Origin of the sequence: Paenibacillus sp. FSL L8-0494 (assembly GCF_038003695.1) — a bacterium.
Classification (GTDB): Bacteria; Bacillota; Bacilli; order Paenibacillales; family Paenibacillaceae; genus Paenibacillus_AQ; species Paenibacillus_AQ odorifer.
Window position 1 is genome coordinate 1,027,137 of record NZ_JBBOPQ010000001.1, and the last position, 19,737, is coordinate 1,046,873.

Sequence of the window (19,737 nt, forward strand, 5' to 3'; positions counted from 1 at the left end):
TGTGCGTTTATAGTAGCTTCTAACATTAACGTTGCGGCGTACGGGTCTGCTCCCTAGCTTTTTCACAAAAAGCAGCGACCTTGTAAGAGACATAGTACGCCAGCATTTTTTCAGAATCGGTAAAGTCGGTGTCCAGCAGTCTGCTAATAAGATCGAGCTTATATCTGAGTGTATTCCGGTGAATGTACAGCTCGTCTGATGTAATCTGCATGTTCCGGTTATTTTTGAGATAAACGTAAAAGGTATGATACAGATTGGACTGGTGCACAGCATCGTATTCTTGAAGCTTGAGCAGCTCTGGATGGTAGTAGTTATTATCCTCGTTAAACACAACATCAGCAGAGAGCATCTCATAGAGCTGGATATCTGAGTAGTAAGTCAGCTGCTGCTGCGGGCTGAGAATGGAACCGATCCGAATAGCGTTTCGGGAGTGAAGATAGTGTCTCCTACACTGCGTAAGATTAGTGAATATATTGCTGATGCCAAGCGAGATGCCGGTTTGAGTTAGAAATTCCTGCAGTTGCTTATTTACAAGCTCTTTGGAGAGATTTCCGTCATGGATCATTACAATCTGCCCATCATAATAGGTGGAAGGACTGCCCGGAAAAAGCTGTTGCAAACGTTCTCTTAAATAATCATCATAACGGCCTGAACCCTCATACCAGGTAAGATCGAACAGCAGCACAAGCAGCTGATTTCCGAACTTTAATCCTGCACTCCGCATTCTGTCCTGAATGATCCGGTTGTCCTGAAGCTGTTCCTCTAGCAGTGCGCAGATAAAATCTTCAACTTTTATATTTTTGGCGTTGCGATAGTAGCTGTTTTTGCCCATCTCTTCGGCAAGTATGGTAGCGGTGATGGACAGCAGCTCGTTATCTCTGGCGCGAAAAGGATTTTTGCATCCAAGAAGCAATACATTACCGATTTGTTTGCCGGCTACTTTTATTTTGGAGATCAGTTTAGAGTTTGACGTTTCCTCGCAGGTTACTTCATAAGATTCATCGCTTTGTTTCCCACGCTGGACACTGTTCATTTTACTCACAGCCGCAATGAAGTCGTAAGAGCAATAACCTTTGCGGATATTATCACTCCATATGTAATCGTCGATATCGGAAAGGTCAGAGTGAGCTACAATTTTGAAGCTGCAATCAAATACAATGACGGGATTCTGCAGTAGCTCGGCAGCTGTCTGTACGATAGCTGAAAGGCCTGCACCTGAAATGTATGCAGTAAACAAAGATGCGGTATAATGCTCCATTTCGATTTTACCTGATATTTGCTCATTTAAGGAAACATCCATTCATATCGCCCCCTAGTTCAATAATAGTGCAATATGCACTATAAAGAAGTGATTTTTGGTGCTTGTAAATATATTCACAAAGTATTGGACGCCTTAAACTAAAGGTGGAGGTGCTAAGCAGATGAAATATGAAAAACTGTTTGCAGCAGGTAAAATTGGACGCCTTGAACTTAAGAATAGAATTGTATTGCCGGCTATGGGAACGTCACTGGCCGCGGCCAGTGGTGAAGCATCGGACGAAATGATTGCTTTTTATGAGGAACGTGCCGCGGGTGGCTGTGGTCTAATCATTACGGAAATTACGCGTGTGGATAATGAGACCGGAGTAGGTACACCGAACCAGCTGAATGCAAGTGACTTGCTGTTTGTGCCGCGTCTGGAGAAACTGGCAAGAGCTGTGCACCGTCATGACAGCAAAATATTCCTTCAGCTCCAGCATCCGGGCCGGCAAAATCACGGACGGCTTATTGGAGGCAAACAAATTGTTGCTCCTAGCGCAGTGATGTCCTCAGCGATTGGGGAAATGCCCCGGGAGCTGTCTACTGAAGAGGTAGAAGAGTTAGTTCGTAAATTTGTGTTCGGAGCTTATATAGCTAAAACAGCAGGTATTGATGGCGTGGAGATCCATGGTGCCCACGGCTATCTCGTAGGACAGTTTCTGAGCCCGCTTACCAATCTGAGAACTGATAAATATGGCGGTTCACTGGAAGGTAGAATGTCATTCCTGAACGAAATTGTGCTTGGCATCAAAAAGATCTGTGGCGCAGGATTCCCAGTATCGGTGCGAATCGACGGCGATGAATTTGTCTCAGGTGGGATTACACTGGATGAGGCTATCCAGACTGCGAAACATCTGGAAAGCATCGGAGTGGATTGCATAAATGTAAGCTCCGGCACTTATGAATCATCCAATACGATCATTGAGCCGATATCCTACCCGCAAGGCTGGAAAAAACATCTCTCCGCAGCCATTAAGCAAGCGGTGCAAATTCCAGTGATTGCTTGTGATGTGATCCGTAAGCCTGAATTTGCTGAGAGTCTGCTACAGGAAGGAAACACGGACTTTGTAGCCCTTGGAAGAGCCCAACTGGCCGATCCGGAGTGGGGTAACAAAGCGGCAGCAGGCAAAGAAGCAGAGATCAGAACCTGTATCTCTTGCCTGTACTGTATTCAGGAAGTGATGGAGTGCAAGGTAATCAAGTGTGCTGTCAATGCCAGAGTGGGCCGGGAGCTTGAATTTGCAGAACCAGCAAAAGATGGCGATGGCAAAGTAGTAGCTGTGATCGGCGGGGGTCCAGCAGGTATGGAAGCAGCACGGATTTTGGCGCTCAGAGATTTTAAACCTGTATTGTTCGAAGCCAGAGATGTGCTAGGCGGCAGTGTGGAGCTGGGAAGCCGGCCACCATTGAAGGAGAAGCTGAACTGGTTTATTGATAATATGCAGCATCAGTTAGAGGACCTGGATGTTGATGTCCATCTCTCTACGAAACCTACGCTGGAACAACTGAAGCAACTGAACCCTTATGCGGTATTTGTTGCCGCTGGGGCACAGCCTATAGTGCCTGTTATTCCGGGAGTGAAAAAGGCAGCGGTCTGCACGGTTGTTGACGTACTTAGTGGGTCAGTTGTGATTAAGAACAAGCAGGCTGTGGTCATCGGCTCCGGCATGACAGGGCTGGAAACGGCTGAATATTTAGCCGATATGGGAAATCAGGTCACGGTGGTGGAAATGCAGCCGCGGGTTGGCCCAGACGCCTATCTGCCAAATCTGATCGACATTGTGACTAGGCTGAAAAAGAACGGCGTGGAGCTCTTAGCATCAACCAAGCTGGTAGAAGTGCAGGACGGCGCGATTGTGCTTGAGAATACGTCCACTGGGGAAACTTCGCTGAAAAAGACGGATGCTGTTGTATTATCCATTGGTGTTACACCCGATCGCTCATTCGTTGATGAGCTGAAGCAGGTACTGCCCAATGTGAAGGTAATCGGCGATGCAGGCAAGCCAGGACGAATCGGACAGGCCATTCAATCTGGATTCGAAACGGCATTTGTGCTGAACTAAAGGGTTACTAATCTAAGGAGGGTTCATTCATGGTGAGTTTTGTGAAAAGTTTCGCAGATATGCAGAAATACGGAGGCAAGCCAACCACCTTTTATGATGCTGAGATGCTGACGGTGTATTGGGAGACCAAACCAGAGATTATCGAGCGTTTGTTGCCGAAGCCACTGAAGCCAACAAGCCGGCCGCTGGTAAATGCTTTTATCGCCAATTACCCAGCTACGAACTTTTGTCCACCTTATCGTGAAGCTGGATTGTTCGTTCTAGCAGACTATAACGGACAATTAGGCAACTATTGCCTGTCGATGCCTATTACAAGCGATATCGGGATGGCTATGGGCCGGGAAGTATGTGGGCTGCCTAAGAAAATGGCCGATGTGCGTATGAACACCTCAGAAGCTGGCATTGATGGGGCAATTGGCCGGCATGGCATTGACTTTTTCAACGTAAAAGCCACTATGGATGGACACTTCAATGACAATGGAGCCGAGAAGATTCTGGAGGAATATTACGGCAAAGATATCCCTTTGTATAACATCAAATATGCCAATGCAATTGACGGAAACGGCTTCGATCTGATGCCAACCTTGGTCACACAGCGTTTAGTAAGTGAGGTTAAAGTCTATAAAGCGGCAGAAGCCTCTATCACCTTCCAAGACTCCCCGCATGATCCTTGGAGTGAGCTTGAAGTTGTGAATATGCTGGGCGCGGTTTACACCGTCAGTACAAATGTGCTTGAAAAAGGTAAAATTCTGGAGCCTCTGAATCCAATGGAGTATCTTCCATACTGCTATCTCCGCTGGGACTGGTGGGAAAACAATTTGCAACCTGCTTCCTCAGTATAAGCCTATGTGTTTGAAGTGAGTTTGTGCGAAATGAAACCGAAGAAGGATTGGCTAACCAAACATTAGGAGGAATTAGAATGACTAACCTTTTTGATTTGACGGGTAAGACAGCTATTATCGCAGGAGCATCCAGTGGGATCGGGGTACAATTCGCAGAGATGCTTGCTGAGCAAGGAGCAGACATTGCTATTTTGGCTAGAAGATATGACAAGCTTGTAGCAGTTGCCGAGGATATCCGGGCTAAATACCCTGAACGCAGAATAATTCCTATTGAGTGTGATGTAAGAAAAGAGGACCAGATTATTGTGGCTGTTCAAAAGGTTATGGAAGCCTTTGGAAAAATTGATATTCTGCTGAACAATGCTGGTGTGGTGGATGCGGTTCCGATTGAAGCGCTGGAAGAAGAAGCTTGGGATCGGGTACTGGATACTGATTTAAAGGGCGTTTTCCTGATGTCGAAACATGTGATCCGGCATATGAAGGAACGGAATTACGGTAAAATCGTCAATACAGCCTCAATGTTAGGCCTTACAGCTTCTGCTTCGGTTCCTACGCATTCTTACAATGCTGCTAAAGGTGGAGTGATCCATCTGACAAGAGGGGTGGCGGCAACTTATGCTAAGCATGGGATTACTGTTAATGCGATTGGACCAAGCTTGTTCAAAACTGAAATGACTGAGAATACGTTATTTGCAGAAAAAGCGCTAAAAATGTACAACGCAGTGTGTCCGATGGGGCGCCCTGGTAATCCGGGAGAATTAAACGGTGCTGTACTCTACTTTGCTTCAGATGCTTCCAGCTACACTACAGGTCAGACTTTGTTTGTAGATGGCGGCTGGACGATTATATAGAGTTCATCTGGGTCCGTAAGTTCAGGCAATAGTTGTAACTCCAAAAAAAGGGTATCTCAAAAGCCATGAAAGGGTGGCTGGGATACGCCTTTTTTTGCATTGTACGATGAAAGATGCTCCGCCAGTAACAAGGGAATTGCTGAATTTATCAGAAATTGTCGTTAATTTGCCTTAAAAAGTAGACATGACTACCTATGAGTGAGAAAATAGCATGTAGAGTTAGTAATAACTAAAAAGGACGGGATAACATCATGACAATTCGTTTCGGGGTCATTGGAACAAACTTTATTACAGACCGCTTCGTGCAAGCCGGCTTGGAGAATGAGGAGTTTATCCTGACAGCCGTGTACTCTCGCACAATGGAGAAAGGTCAGGCCTTTGCTGCTAAATATGCGGGAGCTACAATTTATACGAATCTGGAAGATATGGTGAAAAGCAAAGATGTAGATGCTATATATATTGCCAGCCCAAATTCTATGCATGCAGAGCAAGCGATTATGTGCTTAAATCACGGCAAGCATGTGCTCTGCGAGAAACCGGCTGCATCCAACAGTATAGAGCTTAAAGCTATGATTGAAGCTGCGCGCACAAATGATGTGCTGCTGGTAGAGGCGATGAAATCGACCTTTATGCCGAACTTTGGAGTGATTCGGGATAATTTGTATAAACTCGGCCAAGTTCGCCGTTATTTTGCAAGTTACTGTAAGTACTCCTCCAGATATGATGCTTATCGGCAGGGGACTGTGCTAAATGCGTTTAATCCCGCTTTTTCCAATGGCTCGTTAATGGATCTTGGTGTGTACTGTTTGTATCCAATGGTAGTGCTCTTTGGCAAGCCACAATCAGTACAGGCAGTGGGTGTCATGCTCTCCTCAGGTGTGGATGGTGAAGGAAGCCTCATTATGAAATATGACGATATGGATGCGGTAGTTATGCACTCCAAAATTTCCGATTCCTATCTGCCAGCTGAGATTCATGGAGAGAACGGTACGATGGTGATCGACAAGATCAATGAGCCTTATCAGGTGAAGATTTACTATCGTGATGGTACAGTTGAGGAGCTTACGTTGCCTCAAGTGTTTGAACCTATGTATTATGAGGTTGAGGAATTCATCAACTTGATTAAGAATGGTGAACGGGAGAGCAGAATTAATACTCATGAGAACTCCATGGCCGCAGCAGAGATTATGGAGGAAGCCAGAGCACAGATCGGTCTCCGCTATGCCTCAGATTTATAATAAATAGAATGGGGAGCAGGACTTGAAGACTTTTAAAAAGGTTTATATTGAGATAACAAGCGTCTGCAACCTCGCCTGCAGCTTTTGTCCACAAACCGCCCGGACGAAAAATTTCATGAAGTTGGATACGTTTAATACGATATTGGATGAAATTAAACCACACAGCAATCATATTTATCTTCACGTCAAAGGGGAGCCGTTGCTGCATCCCAAGATAGGTGAACTGCTGGATGCTGCTCATGCCAAAGGGTTCAAGGTTAATATTACAACTAATGGCACGTTAATTCATAAAGCCGGACCTAAAATTCTTGGTAAGCCCGCACTGCGTCAGATGAACTTTTCTCTGCACAGCTTTGATGGGCATGAAGGGTCAGAGAACCGTGAAGGTTATCTTTCAGAGATAATTTCTTTTGTACGGGAAGCCTCTGCGCAAGGGGTCATTATTTCTTTCCGCTTGTGGAATTTGACGGAGGATAATCTGACGAATCTGGAAAGAAACCGTAACCGTGAAACCCTTGCCCTGCTGGAGGAAGCCTTCAACTTGGATTTCAAGATCGAAGAAAAGGTTGTGCCTGGCAGTGGTGTCAAGATTGCCCCGCGCGTCTACCTTAATCAGGATCATGAGTTCCGTTGGCCAGCGCTAAATGAGCCGGAAGATGACGGAAAAGGGTTCTGTCATGCCCTGCGGAGCCAAGCGGCGATTCTTGTGGATGGCACTGTTGTGCCATGCTGTCTGGATGGTGAAGGAGTAATTAACCTAGGCAACATCCATGAGACTCCGTTCTCAGAGATTGTGGAGGGGGAGCGGGCGAACAATTTATTCTATGGCTTCTCACGTAGAGAAGCTGTGGAGGAGCTATGCCGCAAATGTGGGTATCGGCAGCGGTTCGGAACCTAATGATTGGAATGCAAACAGAACCGGGACATGGCTATTTCATGAATCCTGGTTCTGTTTTTTAATTAACGGGATTGTATATATATAATAATAGGTCTTTATAGTCTCCACTTTGGAGCGAAGGAGGAGCATATGCTGAAATCACTGGAAGCCATCGCCTTATACCGTGAAGGTGTGCAAGATCATTTGGAGGATCACCTTTGGCTGAAGCTTATTGTCCAAGCGGAGGAGCAGATAGTAAATTTGGAACGCGTGGAATCTCTGGAGGAGCTGGATCGCAGGAATCCCGTACTGGATTATGTGGAACGTAGCTTGCAGATTCTGGACCAACTCCCCCGTTCTATTTGGATAAAAGAGCTGGTGGAAGAAACGTTAATTTGGTCAGAAACGGCTAAGGGAGGTACAGCAAAGGAGCGGCTGGTTTGGCAGGAGGAAGGGATCAATTGTTTTGTACATAATTTAGGTTCCGCACAGTTATATGAGAGATATTTAGGGAGGGCTGTCTCCGAGAAAGGTACGATGATTCAGCGGCTAATTGAGACTCATGGACTCATAGGACAGCAAATTCGCGGAGAAGTGCCGCCGGAAGTCAATAAGCCACTCCATGATATAGTGGAAGATCAGTTGCTGACCACGGAGGAACTGGAACGCCTGCTGACCGTGCTCAATCATTGCATCATCGGAGCTGTGTCTCCCGAGTTATGGCAGAATGTGCAGCATGAAGTGAAGCAGCTTATTGAGCTGATTTCTTCAGGCAATCTTGCTAGTCCTATGCCGATGAAGGAACGACTGCGCAGAATGCGGATGGGTCCGATCTCTAGAGGAGAGGATTTCACTACGGAATGGGCTAAGCTGACGCAGGAAGGTTTCCATGCTGAACGGTTGGAGTCATTAAGTAAGATTACCTTCTGGTATGTGGAATCTGCACTACAGACCTTTTCGCTGGAGCAATTTCTGAAGGTGATGGTGCTTGCTGCCCAGAAGGCGCAGAATGAATCCTTAAGCCATATCAGCTTCGAGCATGTCATGAACAGCATTTACTATGATTACAAGGGTGTTAAGAAGACCAATGTCTATAAGAAGCGGATTATCGAAAAATATTTAGCGGAGCTTACATGGAAGGATATCGAGCAAGGGACTTTACCTGCTGAGAACCCTCACCTAATCTTACGGCAATATTCTAAGGAACATCTGCCAGACACGGTGTTTTTTCAATTCCAATTCTCGGCAGCGGCTGAGAAGCTGATCGAATTCTGTATGGAGGCTGAAAAATCACCCTTGTATGAACGTGCTGTATTGCTGTTGTTCGACCTATTCGAGCTGCGCAGGGACGCTTTCGACCGTTTTCATAATGAAGATACCTACTTAAGCCAAATGAATAATACAGCAGATTATAAAGCCGTAATTCTGGAACATGTCACTGGTCAAAAAGTGCTGGATATCGGCCCGGGCGGCGGTGTGCTGCTGGATTTGCTGGAAGAGCGTATGCCCGAGGTTACCCCTATCGGCATTGATATCTCAAGCAATGTAGTAGAAGCCTTGCGGCAACGCAAGCAGCGGGAAGGTCGCCAGTGGGAGGTGCTGCAGGGAGATGCGTTGAACCTTAAAGATTTCGTGGAGGCTGGAACGGTGGACACGGTAATTTTCTCTTCGATTTTGCATGAGCTATATTCTTATGTGCCGCTAAATGGTAATAAGTTCAATCATGACACTGTCTCCGCAGCTCTGCGAAGTGCCTTTGATGTATTGTCAGCTGGCGGGGTTATCATTATCCGCGATGGGATCATGACCGAACCCGCATCATTGCTGCGGAGAGTTCGCTTTCTTGAAGAGGACGGTCTGGTGTGGCTGGAGCGTTATGCGAAGGATTTTGCTGGACGTCAGATTCAGTTTCAAAGATTAGGGGAACAAGAAGTGCTCATGCCCGTTAATGATGCCATGGAATTTTTATATACGTATACCTGGGGGGAAGAGGCTTATATTCATGAAGTCCAAGAACAATTTGGTTATTTCACCCCTACGGAGTTTGCCTCATTTATTGAACAGATTTTAGGAAAGCAGGCGAAGCTTGAGATCTTCCGGCATTACCTGCAAGAAGGTTATACCGAAGCTTTGCGTGATAGAGTAAGGTTCATGGATGAGAGCGGACAGGAAGTGGCGCTGCCGGACAGCACCTGCTTTATTGTGATTCGGAAGGAATAGCCGAAGAATAACATTAGCTGCATCTAAAAAAGCAATCGGCAGACCCTCTGATGCGAAGGAGATCCGATTGCTTTTTTATATAGAGAATCTTGCCCTTGTTAGATTAGTATTTCTAGCTGCGACTTATCAGATTCTTCGGCTAAACGTTGAATTTCTTGATAGGTAGCTAATTGTTCTGTCCGCTCATTGGTATTCTCTTCAGAAGGTTTAATTTCTGTTGAACCTGCTTTATCGATCTGATCTTTAATTTTATCTCCCGTGTCTTTCATGGCATCGCCTAACGTTTCGTTCATTTCCGATAGTTTAGTTTCGATTTTGGATAACTGCTCCCGTTTGGCTGTTGCAGAATGAGTAGAACGAGCCTCATCCAGCTCTATTTCCTTGGTCAGAACTTTAGCCTCGCCACGCATCTTAGTGTGGGTAGAAGAAACTACCTCCATTTGGCTAACATCTTGGCTTACAGAAACAAGCGTATTTAATCTTTCGTTTTGTATCTCTTGCTCGGTTTTAGGTTCATCCGATTGATTTTCTTTTTGAGCATTTTCTAAGTTCTTTTGTTGCTCTTCGAAGCTGTATTTTGCAATTTGTTGGTCAATCGTTTGGAGCTGCTTGTCGAACTCCTTAAGTTGATCTTGAATAGATTCGAGATTATGCGAACTTTTGGTAGTTCTTTCAATCAGACTGTTCTTACTGTCGATGATACTTTGTTTTTGTTTAAGCAGGGAGTTAACCATTCCGTCCATTTTGGATTGATTTTGAAAAGCGGCCTTTGCAGATTTACTTATTGATAATTTGTCTCCATTACCATTAGTATTGCTGTTTGATTTCATGGTTTTATCGTTAGTTTGGTGACTAACAGATACATTAAACCTCGTTCCCATAGATGAGGTCATATTCGTTATGTGCATGGTTCTTTATCCTCCTACGACGATAAGATCTATCTATAATATATCGGCAAATCAGCAGTAATACTTAATAAGGTGAGCTGTTAGCCGCAGCGCTGGTTGATGGATACTTAACGGCTTCTTTGTCCTAATTATCCTGGAATGTTATTCGTTTGCAGCGTGTCTAAAGATTTGATTAGCCTATCTGAACAAAGCCCGGAAGAGGAAGCTGTTTTCGATTCCAGGCTTTTTCATGTCTATTTTCCAGTGAATTTTTGTCGGAAATGAGAGGGAGAGATGCCTTCTTTTTTGGAGAAGCAGGAAGAGTAGTAAGTAATATGATGGAAGCCAACCTCTTCAGCAATGCGGGCGATGGACCAGGAAGTCTGAATTAACAGCCGTTTGGATTGTTCTAGACGATAGGACAGGAGATAGGCCATAGGGGTCACACCATATATTTTCAGCATGTTTTTGGCGAGATAGTTGGGATGATAGTTAAGTTCTTTTTGAAGTAAGGAGTTAGTTATATCACGAGTATAATTTTGCCGAATGAACAATTCAATCTTCTCGGCGAGATGAATGGCGGTTGCATCTGATGCCTCGGCGAGATCGCGGTCCAAGAATTGCAGAAACTGTTGAAAGGAGGCTTGGCGCTTCCAGTTGCGCATCGATTGGGGTTCTTGTTCCAGATGGAAAAAGAACTCTAATACCTCCATTGCCTTCTCTGAAATTTTCATATACTTCGGAATAAAAATCGAGCATACATCGCAGTGATTTAAATAAGCTTTTTGTTTATGGCTCTCGATGAGCTCGCTCTGATTTTCCAGACATTCGTTCATATCCTGACACTCGATCCAGCTGCCGAAAGTCTGAAAATGAATCCAGATGATTTCTGTTTCGATAGGACAGGGGGCAAAGCCATAGTGATGGGCATCTGGTCGAAGGATGAGGAATTCTCCTTCCTTTAGCTCCCAGTGCACCTCGTTCTCGGCGATAGGCAACGTACCCTTTTTAACAATGATTAGATCAAATACGCCGATGCAATTACGACTGATATGATAGTCTCCAGCATTGTAGTGAGCACGGCCACAGTCTATGAAATAAGGAATAGGCGGTGTGATAAAGCTAAGAATCGGTGAGTTCATCGCGAGCCTCCAAAAGGTTGTAATTCCTAAAAATCAGGTTGGAATCCATCGTTTTTGCATGAAGTAGATGAAACTAGCCCGCACCTTTCCTAAACTCCGAAGGCGAGCATTTCATCGCTTTGCGGAAAACCTTTATAAAATAGCTTACATTATCAAATCCGACCTCGAATGCGATGTCGGATATTTTTCTTTCACTTTGCTGCAGCAGATCGGCAGCCTGGCGAATCCGGTAAGAGTTGATGTAATCGACTGGCGTTTTACGAGTCATCATTTTGAAGAAGCGGCAGAATTGCCCCTCGCTCATGGGAATAAGCTCTGATAGATCACGGGTACGGATCGGTTCCTGATAGTTATCTTGGATATAAAGGATCACCTTTTTAAGGCGGTTAATCTTGGTAGTATCTGCATCATCCGATTGGCTGCGGTTCTCAAATCGGCCCTCTGCGGTAATCTTGGAAAGCATGATTAGCAAAGTTCCTTTCATAAAGGTCTCAAATCCGGGCATTTTATTAGCGTATGCCTCCATCATTTGCTTCAGATGATGAAGCAGCTCCTGCTGCCAAGGGATAGCGGGTGTAATATGTCTCGGAAAGCTTTGGCGTTTCTCTTGCAGTGGCAAAATCGCGTTTTGCTGGATCGTATCGTACTGGGCGCTAGCCAAAAGATCAGGCAGAAATACAAGCGCACAGAATTTGCAGGGGGTGTCTTCGTTCAGCACATAGGCGGCGTGTATATCGCCAGATTCGATAAATACCGCTTCTCCAGCTCGGAGTGGAAAATATTCTGTGTCTACTTGGAACAGAATTTCTCCTTCTAGTAGCATAAAGAACTCCGCTTCTTCATGCCAATGTGTATCAAGTACATGCGTTCCGGATGGAAGCTCGATCCAATAAGCTGCGAGTGGAAACATACTATCTCCATGAACTCTGTTTTCTTTTAGCAAACTCTGAGTTGTACGGTCCATATAAACGCCTCTTTTCTTAAAAAACATCAAAATAGTGTTATAAATGAGCTATATAGTATTAGTTTTGTTCATTTTTTATCGGTATAATGCAACTATAAACACCAAATTGAAAGGTGGCAAGTACACAATGAAATTTACTGATGGTCTCTGGCTGGTTCGTGATGGTATCACGATTAACGGCGCAGTTCAAAATTATGTTGTAGAAAAGACTCCCGAAGGATTAACAGCAATTACACAAACGACTCCAATCACAGGGCGCGCAGCAACGCTGAATTCAACCCTGCTTACTGTAAAATTCCATTCCCCGCTTCCAGGCGTGGTAGGCATTAAAATTATTCATCATGATGGTGTACAGGAACGTGGTCCGGTTTTCGAACTGACTAAAGGTACTGGCGATCATGTGAAGATTGAAGAAACGGATCTCGAAACCGTGCTGATCAGCGGCGGACTTCGTGTAGTGATTCGCAAAGGCGAACAATGGGCGGTGGATTTCTATCGCGGCGAAGAACGTATTACAGGCAGTGGCTTTAAATCCATGGCTTACATCACCGACCAAGACGGCAACACGTACATGCGTGATGAGCTGGATCTCGGCGTAGGCGAATTCGTATATGGTCTGGGCGAACGTTTTACAGCTTTCGTGAAAAATGGACAAACCGTAGATATCTGGAACAAAGACGGCGGTACTAGCTCCGAGCAAGCTTACAAAAACATTCCTTTCTATGTATCAAGCAAAGGTTATGGAGTATTCGTTAATCATCCGGAATTGGTTTCCTATGAAATCGCTTCAGAAAAAGTGAAAAAGGCCCAATTCAGCGTAGCTGGAGAAAGCTTGGAATATTTCGTGATCGATGGACCTACCATTAAAGACGTTATTAGCAACTATACTGCTCTTACAGGTAAACCAGCGCTTCCACCAGCATGGACTTTTGGATTGTGGCTGACAACTTCGTTTACTACCAACTATGATGAAGAAACTGTAAATTCCTTCGTAGAAGGTATGGCAGAACGTGATCTGCCGCTGCATGTATTCCACTTTGACTGCTTCTGGATGCGTGAGTATCAATGGACTGATTTTGAATGGGATAAACGTGTATTCCCAGATCCAGAGGGCATGCTGAAACGCCTGAAGGAAAAAGGCCTGAAGATCTGCGTATGGATCAACTCCTATATTGGCCAACGTTCACGCTTGTTTGAAGAAGGCAAGAAAAACGGATACTTGATCAAAAAGCCTAACGGCGACGTTTATCAATGTGACCTGTGGCAAGCGGGTATGGGACTGGTGGATTTCACTAACCCTGCGGCTTGTGAATGGTATGCCGGCTACCTGCGTGATTTGGTAGATATGGGCGTAGACAGCTTTAAGACAGACTTCGGTGAGCGGATTCCTACAGATGTAGTTTATTTCGACGGATCTGATCCGATGAAAATGCACAATTACTACACTCAACTGTACAACAAAGTTGTATTTGAAGTATTGGAAGAGAAGCTTGGCAAGAATGAGGCAGCATTGTTCGCACGTTCTGCAACTGCTGGCGGCCAACAGTTCCCAGTTCACTGGGGCGGAGATTGCTACGCAGATTATGAATCCATGGCAGAAAGCCTTCGTGGCGGTTTGTCCCTAGGTTTGTCCGGTTTCGGTTTCTGGAGTCACGATATCGGTGGTTTCGAGAACACTGCTCCGGCACATGTATTCAAACGCTGGTTAGCTTTTGGACTGTTGTCCAGCCACAGCCGTCTGCACGGCAGCACTTCGTATCGTGTACCTTGGGCGTACGATGATGAAGCTTGTGATGTTACCCGCTTCTTCACGAAGCTTAAATGCAGCTTGATGCCTTACCTGTATGATGTGGCTGGCCAGGCTGCAGAGCATGGCTGGGCTTCTATGCGGGCGATGGTTATGGAATTCCCGGAAGATCCAACATGCGAAGTGCTCGATCGCCAATACATGCTGGGTGATTCCTTGCTCGTAGCGCCTATTTTCCAAGAAAACGGCGAAGTGAAATACTATCTGCCAGCGGGTCGCTGGACACACCTGCTATCTGGTGAAACTGTACAAGGCGGATCATGGCGCAAAGAGAAATATGATTTCTTCAGCTTGCCACTGTTCGTTCGTCAGAACTCCTTGCTGGCAATCGGCAGCATCGACAACAAACCCGATTATGACTTTGCGGATGGCGTGAAATTTGGCCTGTATTCACTTGAAGAAGGTACTACTACTTCTGCAACCGTACGTGATCTTAAAGGTGCTCCTGAATTGACTGTGAAGGCTGCCCGCAAAGGCAACAGCGTAACAGTTACTGCAGAAGGCAGCGGTAAAGAATTCTCGCTTTCCCTTAAAGATCTGGGAGCTATCGCTTCCGTAGAAGGTGCAGAGCAAGTAGATGAGACTACAGTGAAAGTAAACGCAGGTGCAAAATCCGTATCGTTTACCATTACACTGAAATAAGATGATTTCTTAAAGCATATTGATATAGCCATAACCTCTCTTGTAGACTGGGTGAACGATCTATTCCCTGGTCTGTAGGAGAGGTTTTAGTGTTACAATCTTAACTAATAACGGGGGAAACGTTATGAATACTAATTTAATTAAGGGAAGTGGAGTTTTGAATCAGACGGACTATACCTCTGCTACGGTTCTTTCAACCGCCGCTAATTTTATTATGAATAGGCAAGAACCTTTTACACATACCTTCCGGACTTATATTCGGTTACGGGAAAACGGCCCGTTGCAGCTAAAATTTTGGCATAGCAATGCAGTGGATTCCACTTGGGACCAAGGGCTTGAAGCTTCGGGTAGTGAACCTGGGGGCAGTTGGGTGATCGAATCGGCTTTTATCGCGGATGGAGGAACTGAGCCAAACGGAGCTATTATTGAGCATACACAACATGCTGTCACCTTTGAAGGCAATGTCTCCAAACCAGTAGCGGCCGGTGAATGCTTCTGGAGTGATGAGACAAGCATTAATCTACCCGATGGCCATTACTTAGCTTTTACATGGACGATTAAGACAACCGCTGCGGGCAAATCCATTCCTTTCAATGTAGAAGGCATGCTGGCAACCGCTTATGATGCGCCCGGAAATCTGGCTGCACAGGAATCAGCCGATGGATTTACAGAATCCGACAAGCTTCTGGTACTGCCAAGCTATATCGGGTATAAGAAAGCTGTGAATAAGAAGCTAGTATTTTTGGGAGATTCGATTACTCAAGGTGTGCGGACATTAAAGGACGGATACGAATATTGGGCAGCGAGAATTGCGGATGGTCTTGGTGCAGAGATTGGCGTATGGAATCTCGGCTCAGGCTGGGCTAGAGCGTATGATGTGGCTGCGGATGGCCCTTGGCTTCACAAAGCTAAACAGAGTGATGAACTGATGATTGTCCTCGGCGTAAATGATATTGATATTGGCTGCCGCTCTGCAGATGAGTTACTTGGTGATCTGACAACTATTATTGCTAAGATCAAAACAGCAAATGCTGATGCTAGTATTATTCTAAGTACGGTGCCGCCGTTTAATTTTCAGGAGGCAAGAGAAGAAACTTGGCGTAGAGTGAATCATGAAATCCTGACTAACCCACCCGCTGGAGTAGACCGTGTGTTTGATATAGCAAGCCTATTATCGTTGCCTGCACCAGACGATCACCGGATCAGACCGGAATATATGAGTGGACAAGACGACCCGCATCCGAACGGCATAGCCGGTAAGACGGTTGCGGACGCCTTTTTAAACTGGTATTGATCAACTCTTAAATGTGTCCCGGTAGTCCTTAGGTGAAGATCCGACCTGCTTCTTAAACACTTTGCTGAAATATTTGACATCATGAAAACCGACCATTTCGGAGATTTGGGTCAGCTTCAGACGAGGATTCTGCAATAGCAGCTTAGCTTTATCTATTCGGATATTAACAATAAAGTCGGAAAAGTTAATACCGTATTCCTGTTTGAATCGGCGGGAAATATATTCACGGCTAACAAAAAACTTTCCGGCCACTTCCTGTAAGGACAGGTCGGAAGCATAATTAAGCTCGATATATTTGACGATATCATGCATCGGATTACGTTCTTTAGCTTGTTTCAGGGCGATTACTTCGGCCAGCTCCTGCATTAGGGTATACGACCAGTCACGCCAAGCGAATAAGGAGAACGAGTAACCGTTCGTATAAGGAGCTGGGTGAAGCTGGTCGGCCTGTTCAAGTTCGGCCAGTGCACCTTCAGCTTCAGGGCCTAACATTTCCCGTACTAGCTGGGAACGAAATAGTAGAGCATCATTTTTCCATGAGTTTAGGATTTCTGGTGTCACAACTCCGCCTCGGCTAAGCTCATCCACCCAGTGCTGCGCAGCTGTTGATAATATCTCTGGACTTCCGCTGATGACTGCCATTTTCCAATCTTCCTTGACGTCAGCAAAGTTCGTTGTTGATACATTACCGCGAACCTCTGCTTTGGCGATCTCTTTACGATCTCTGAATTCTTCGGAGGAAGAGGAGAAATGGCAGTAATCCTCATGAATTAATAAGTTTCGGCGCTGTAATGCCTCTGCCACCTCTGCACGCTGATAAGGTAACTGCTTAGGTAAGTTGCCGATGCTGCTGATTCCAAAATGCATTCGGACCTGCAAGGTAGAGTAGATGCCATGATTGATTCTGCCTATTAGCTCGACCACAGAGGTCTGAATATCCCACAGAATAATTGCAATCTCCGGAGGACCTCCCCAATAACGAAAAGCAACACCCTTATGCGGACTGTGCAAAAATTCATTACAAATGTTGACGATAGCGTAGTTCATTAACTCGGTGTCTCCGCCAAAACGTTTAATCAACGGATTGTTACCCGCATCTGTCTGCACCAATATTAACCGAGCGGAATGGATGTTTTCCGGAATGATACCATCACTGCATAACCTCCGCAAAGATAAATCAGAATTGATCGGATCATCAATTAGTGCGGATAATAGCTTTTCCCCATAAATGGGCTTGAACTCATTAAGCTGAATACTCTGTTTCTGCCGCTCGCTTCGGTCATCTTCTTCTGAGCGCCAGGCTGCAACTGCTTTAGCTACCGCTACATTGATTGCCTCGGCTTCGATGGGCTTCAGGATATAATCAATCCCTCCATGCCGCACAGTCTGACGTACGAACTCAAAATCATTATGTCCGCTGACTACAATAAACTTAGTGTTGCCGGCGAATTCGTTCACCCAGGTCATTAACTCTATCCCGTTACCTGATTCCATCATCATATCCATAATGACTAATGCTGGTTTAGCCTGCCGGATGATCTCGATGGCTTCATTTCCATTTCCGGCTTCCAGAATTTCATCGATTTGATGGGCTTCCCAGTCGACAAGCAGTCTGACTGCCTTTCTAACTCTTGCCTCGTCATCAACAATCAACGCCTTCATATCTTTTCACGCTCCGCTATAATTTCAATTTCCAATTTCACTACTACTCCGCCTGCTCTAAGGTTATCAACAGTTAAAGTGGCGCTATCTCCGCACACAAACTTGAGTCGAGCCAGAACGTTCGGCAGACCAATACCTGATCCTGAAGTCTCCTTGGTTTGCTCTGTGTTTCTTAATAAATCTATATCTGTTCTAGTAGGATGCTGTAGCTTCTGCTTTAAAAGATCTAACTTCGCTGAAGGAATCGCATTTCCGTTATTTTGGATACAAATTTCCATCCGGTTGTCATCCACTTTTGCTGCGGTGATTTCAATGAATCCGTCACTGCGGGAAAGATTAAAGCCGTGTTTGAAATAATTTTCAACAATAGGCTGTAAAATCATTTTCGGCATAAACGTCTCTAAAAGTGATTCCTCCATATCGTAGCGGAAACTGAACTTATTTTCAAAACGTTCCTTTTGCAGTTCAATGTAGGCTTTGACATGATCCAGCTCATCCTTAACAGTTACGATCTTCTCCTCATTGTACATGCTGTAGCGCATCATTTTGGCTAGAGCTGAAAGAAGTGAGTAAATTTGGGGCACTTTAAGCTCTAAGGCCAGCGTGCCAATGATTTGCAACGTGTTATTCAGAAAATGCGGGTTGATTTGTGCTTGCAGTGCCCGCAGTTCATTGGTTTTATTGGACAATTCCAGCTTGTACTCCCTTAGGATCAGGTTGTTGATCGTGTCCATCATACTGCGGAATCGCTCGGTAACCACGCCAATCTCATCTTTGCCCATAGGTTGAATATCAACATCAAGATTACCGGTCTGCACCTGATTCATGTAACGAGTCAACTGCTTGATCGGGGCTGTGATTCGAAAAGAGATCAGAGTCGTTAAGGTGGCAATTGTAATTAATAGTAGAACAAGGAGGATTATATTGATCGCTGCCGCCTCGTTGGCTTCCCGGAAGAGATAGGACGTAGGAATCTGCTTCACGAGGGTCCAATTTAAACCTTGGGTTTCGATTCTCTGGTAAATAAACACAGCATCTTCCTCTTCAAAATACCCTTGGGAGCTTTGATTGGTAGCGATTTGCTTGTTGTACCAGGAGGCATGTAGACGCTTGCCGTATTCCTCACTGTTGCTTCCGTATACAATCTTGCCATCGCCATCCAGCAGCCAAATGTTTTCCTGTTTCTGATCATATAACTGACTGACGATGTCGGTAAGAGCCGTTAGCTTAACATCGATCGACAGGAAGCCGATTGGAGTGGTAGTTGGAATCCTTTCAATTCGTCTATGCAATGTGAACACAGGTTCCGGTATGAGTTGCGGGATAGGTGAAGTTAGGCCGTAGCTGTGACTTATATGTGTACTTTGTATAACCACAGGAGAACTGCTAGTGATGTCTGAGTCGGCATAGGGAGGAATACCCTGCCAACGTTTGGGTGTATTCTGGGTGAGCAAAGTGGCTTTTCTATCCTTGGCACCGTACAGATACACCTGGGATATATCTGGCATGGATGAAGAAATGTAATTTAGAGAAGAATAAATTCGTGTATTTGCTGCCATATCCTCATATCCCGCTTCGAGCAGTCTGTAGAAATCTGAATCTGAATAAACGATAAGGGAGAGACGATTGATCTCCTGAATCAGACTTTCGATGTTTCTATTGCCTTGAAAGAGGAGGTTCGTATTCTCGTCTACTGCCCTTGTTCTTAGGGATTGAGTGCTATAGTGATAGCTAATAAACATGGTGGCCATAATACAAATTAACGTTGGCAGTAGGATAAAAACGATCAATTTTGTGCGAATCGTGTTCCATTTCATCGAAATTTGTCACATCCGATCAATATTTTACACCTGAAAGATCACTTTAGTAGGTGTGAGGTACCCTGAAAAAAACAGATAATATGTGTATAAAGCATAAACAAGTAAGTGAGCAAAAGAAAGGGGGGGGCA

General features: G+C 45.1%; 14 protein-coding genes. 8 read left to right on the forward strand and 6 right to left on the reverse strand.

The window, feature by feature from the left end; all coding sequences use genetic code 11:
* Nucleotides 1-25: 25 nt before the first annotated feature.
* Nucleotides 26-1,300, reverse strand: coding sequence for a PucR family transcriptional regulator (locus NYE35_RS04595; protein ID WP_038568822.1), 1,275 nt, complete (start codon nucleotides 1,298-1,300; stop codon nucleotides 26-28).
* 121 nt (nucleotides 1,301-1,421) lie between these two features.
* Between NYE35_RS04595 and NYE35_RS04600 the strand changes: the two genes are divergently transcribed.
* The 6 genes from NYE35_RS04600 to NYE35_RS04625 all read left to right on the forward strand — a co-directional run bounded on the left by NYE35_RS04600 (nucleotide 1,422) and on the right by NYE35_RS04625 (nucleotide 9,390).
* Nucleotides 1,422-3,362 carry an NAD(P)/FAD-dependent oxidoreductase gene (locus tag NYE35_RS04600; protein ID WP_036680741.1) on the forward strand — a complete coding sequence of 647 codons (1,941 nt, stop codon included), beginning with the start codon at nucleotides 1,422-1,424 and terminating at the stop codon, nucleotides 3,360-3,362.
* Nucleotides 3,363-3,391: 29 nt separating this feature from the next.
* A complete protein-coding gene (locus NYE35_RS04605; RefSeq protein ID WP_051491139.1) occupies nucleotides 3,392-4,204 on the forward strand; it encodes an acetoacetate decarboxylase family protein in 813 nt (270 codons plus the stop codon).
* 77 nt (nucleotides 4,205-4,281) lie between these two features.
* Nucleotides 4,282-5,055, forward strand: a complete 774-nt coding sequence (locus tag NYE35_RS04610; protein ID WP_036680744.1) for an SDR family NAD(P)-dependent oxidoreductase — start codon at nucleotides 4,282-4,284, stop codon at nucleotides 5,053-5,055.
* 251 nt (nucleotides 5,056-5,306) lie between these two features.
* A complete protein-coding gene (locus tag NYE35_RS04615; RefSeq protein ID WP_036680747.1) occupies nucleotides 5,307-6,293 on the forward strand; it encodes a Gfo/Idh/MocA family protein in 987 nt (328 codons plus the stop codon).
* Between the two features lie 22 nt (nucleotides 6,294-6,315).
* A complete protein-coding gene (locus tag NYE35_RS04620) occupies nucleotides 6,316-7,191 on the forward strand; it encodes a radical SAM/SPASM domain-containing protein (RefSeq protein WP_036680750.1) in 876 nt (291 codons plus the stop codon).
* A 129-nt stretch (nucleotides 7,192-7,320) separates the two neighbouring features.
* Nucleotides 7,321-9,390 carry a class I SAM-dependent methyltransferase gene (locus NYE35_RS04625; RefSeq protein ID WP_036680755.1) on the forward strand — a complete coding sequence of 690 codons (2,070 nt, stop codon included), beginning with the start codon at nucleotides 7,321-7,323 and terminating at the stop codon, nucleotides 9,388-9,390.
* Nucleotides 9,391-9,488: 98 nt separating this feature from the next.
* On the opposite strand, the gene NYE35_RS04630 is transcribed toward NYE35_RS04625, so the two are convergent.
* From NYE35_RS04630 to NYE35_RS04640, 3 genes are all read right to left on the reverse strand, one after another.
* Nucleotides 9,489-10,298 (reverse strand): hypothetical protein, encoded by an 810-nt coding sequence (locus NYE35_RS04630; RefSeq protein ID WP_036680756.1) that lies wholly within the window; start codon nucleotides 10,296-10,298, stop codon nucleotides 9,489-9,491.
* A gap of 233 nt (nucleotides 10,299-10,531) precedes the next feature.
* Nucleotides 10,532-11,419 carry a helix-turn-helix transcriptional regulator gene (locus NYE35_RS04635; RefSeq protein ID WP_036680759.1) on the reverse strand — a complete coding sequence of 296 codons (888 nt, stop codon included), beginning with the start codon at nucleotides 11,417-11,419 and terminating at the stop codon, nucleotides 10,532-10,534.
* Nucleotides 11,420-11,492: 73 nt separating this feature from the next.
* Complete coding sequence (locus NYE35_RS04640; RefSeq protein ID WP_036680763.1) at nucleotides 11,493-12,383, reverse strand: AraC family transcriptional regulator; 891 nt, start codon at nucleotides 12,381-12,383, stop codon at nucleotides 11,493-11,495.
* Nucleotides 12,384-12,510: 127 nt separating this feature from the next.
* Between NYE35_RS04640 and yicI the strand changes: the two genes are divergently transcribed.
* Nucleotides 12,511-14,832 (forward strand): alpha-xylosidase, encoded by a 2,322-nt coding sequence (gene yicI, locus NYE35_RS04645; protein WP_076099535.1) that lies wholly within the window; start codon nucleotides 12,511-12,513, stop codon nucleotides 14,830-14,832.
* Between the two features lie 124 nt (nucleotides 14,833-14,956).
* Nucleotides 14,957-16,126: an SGNH/GDSL hydrolase family protein gene (locus NYE35_RS04650; RefSeq protein ID WP_076099536.1), complete on the forward strand. Its 1,170-nt coding sequence runs from the start codon at nucleotides 14,957-14,959 to the stop codon at nucleotides 16,124-16,126.
* Here the strand turns inward: NYE35_RS04650 and NYE35_RS04655 are convergent, their stop codons facing one another.
* Nucleotides 16,127-17,788: a response regulator transcription factor gene (locus tag NYE35_RS04655; protein ID WP_076099537.1), complete on the reverse strand. Its 1,662-nt coding sequence runs from the start codon at nucleotides 17,786-17,788 to the stop codon at nucleotides 16,127-16,129.
* Entirely contained in the window at nucleotides 17,785-19,605 is a 1,821-nt protein-coding gene (locus NYE35_RS04660; RefSeq protein WP_038568837.1) for a cache domain-containing sensor histidine kinase, read from the reverse strand. The genes NYE35_RS04655 and NYE35_RS04660 overlap by 4 nt, the downstream gene beginning before the upstream one ends.
* Between the last annotated feature and the right edge of the window lie 132 nt (nucleotides 19,606-19,737).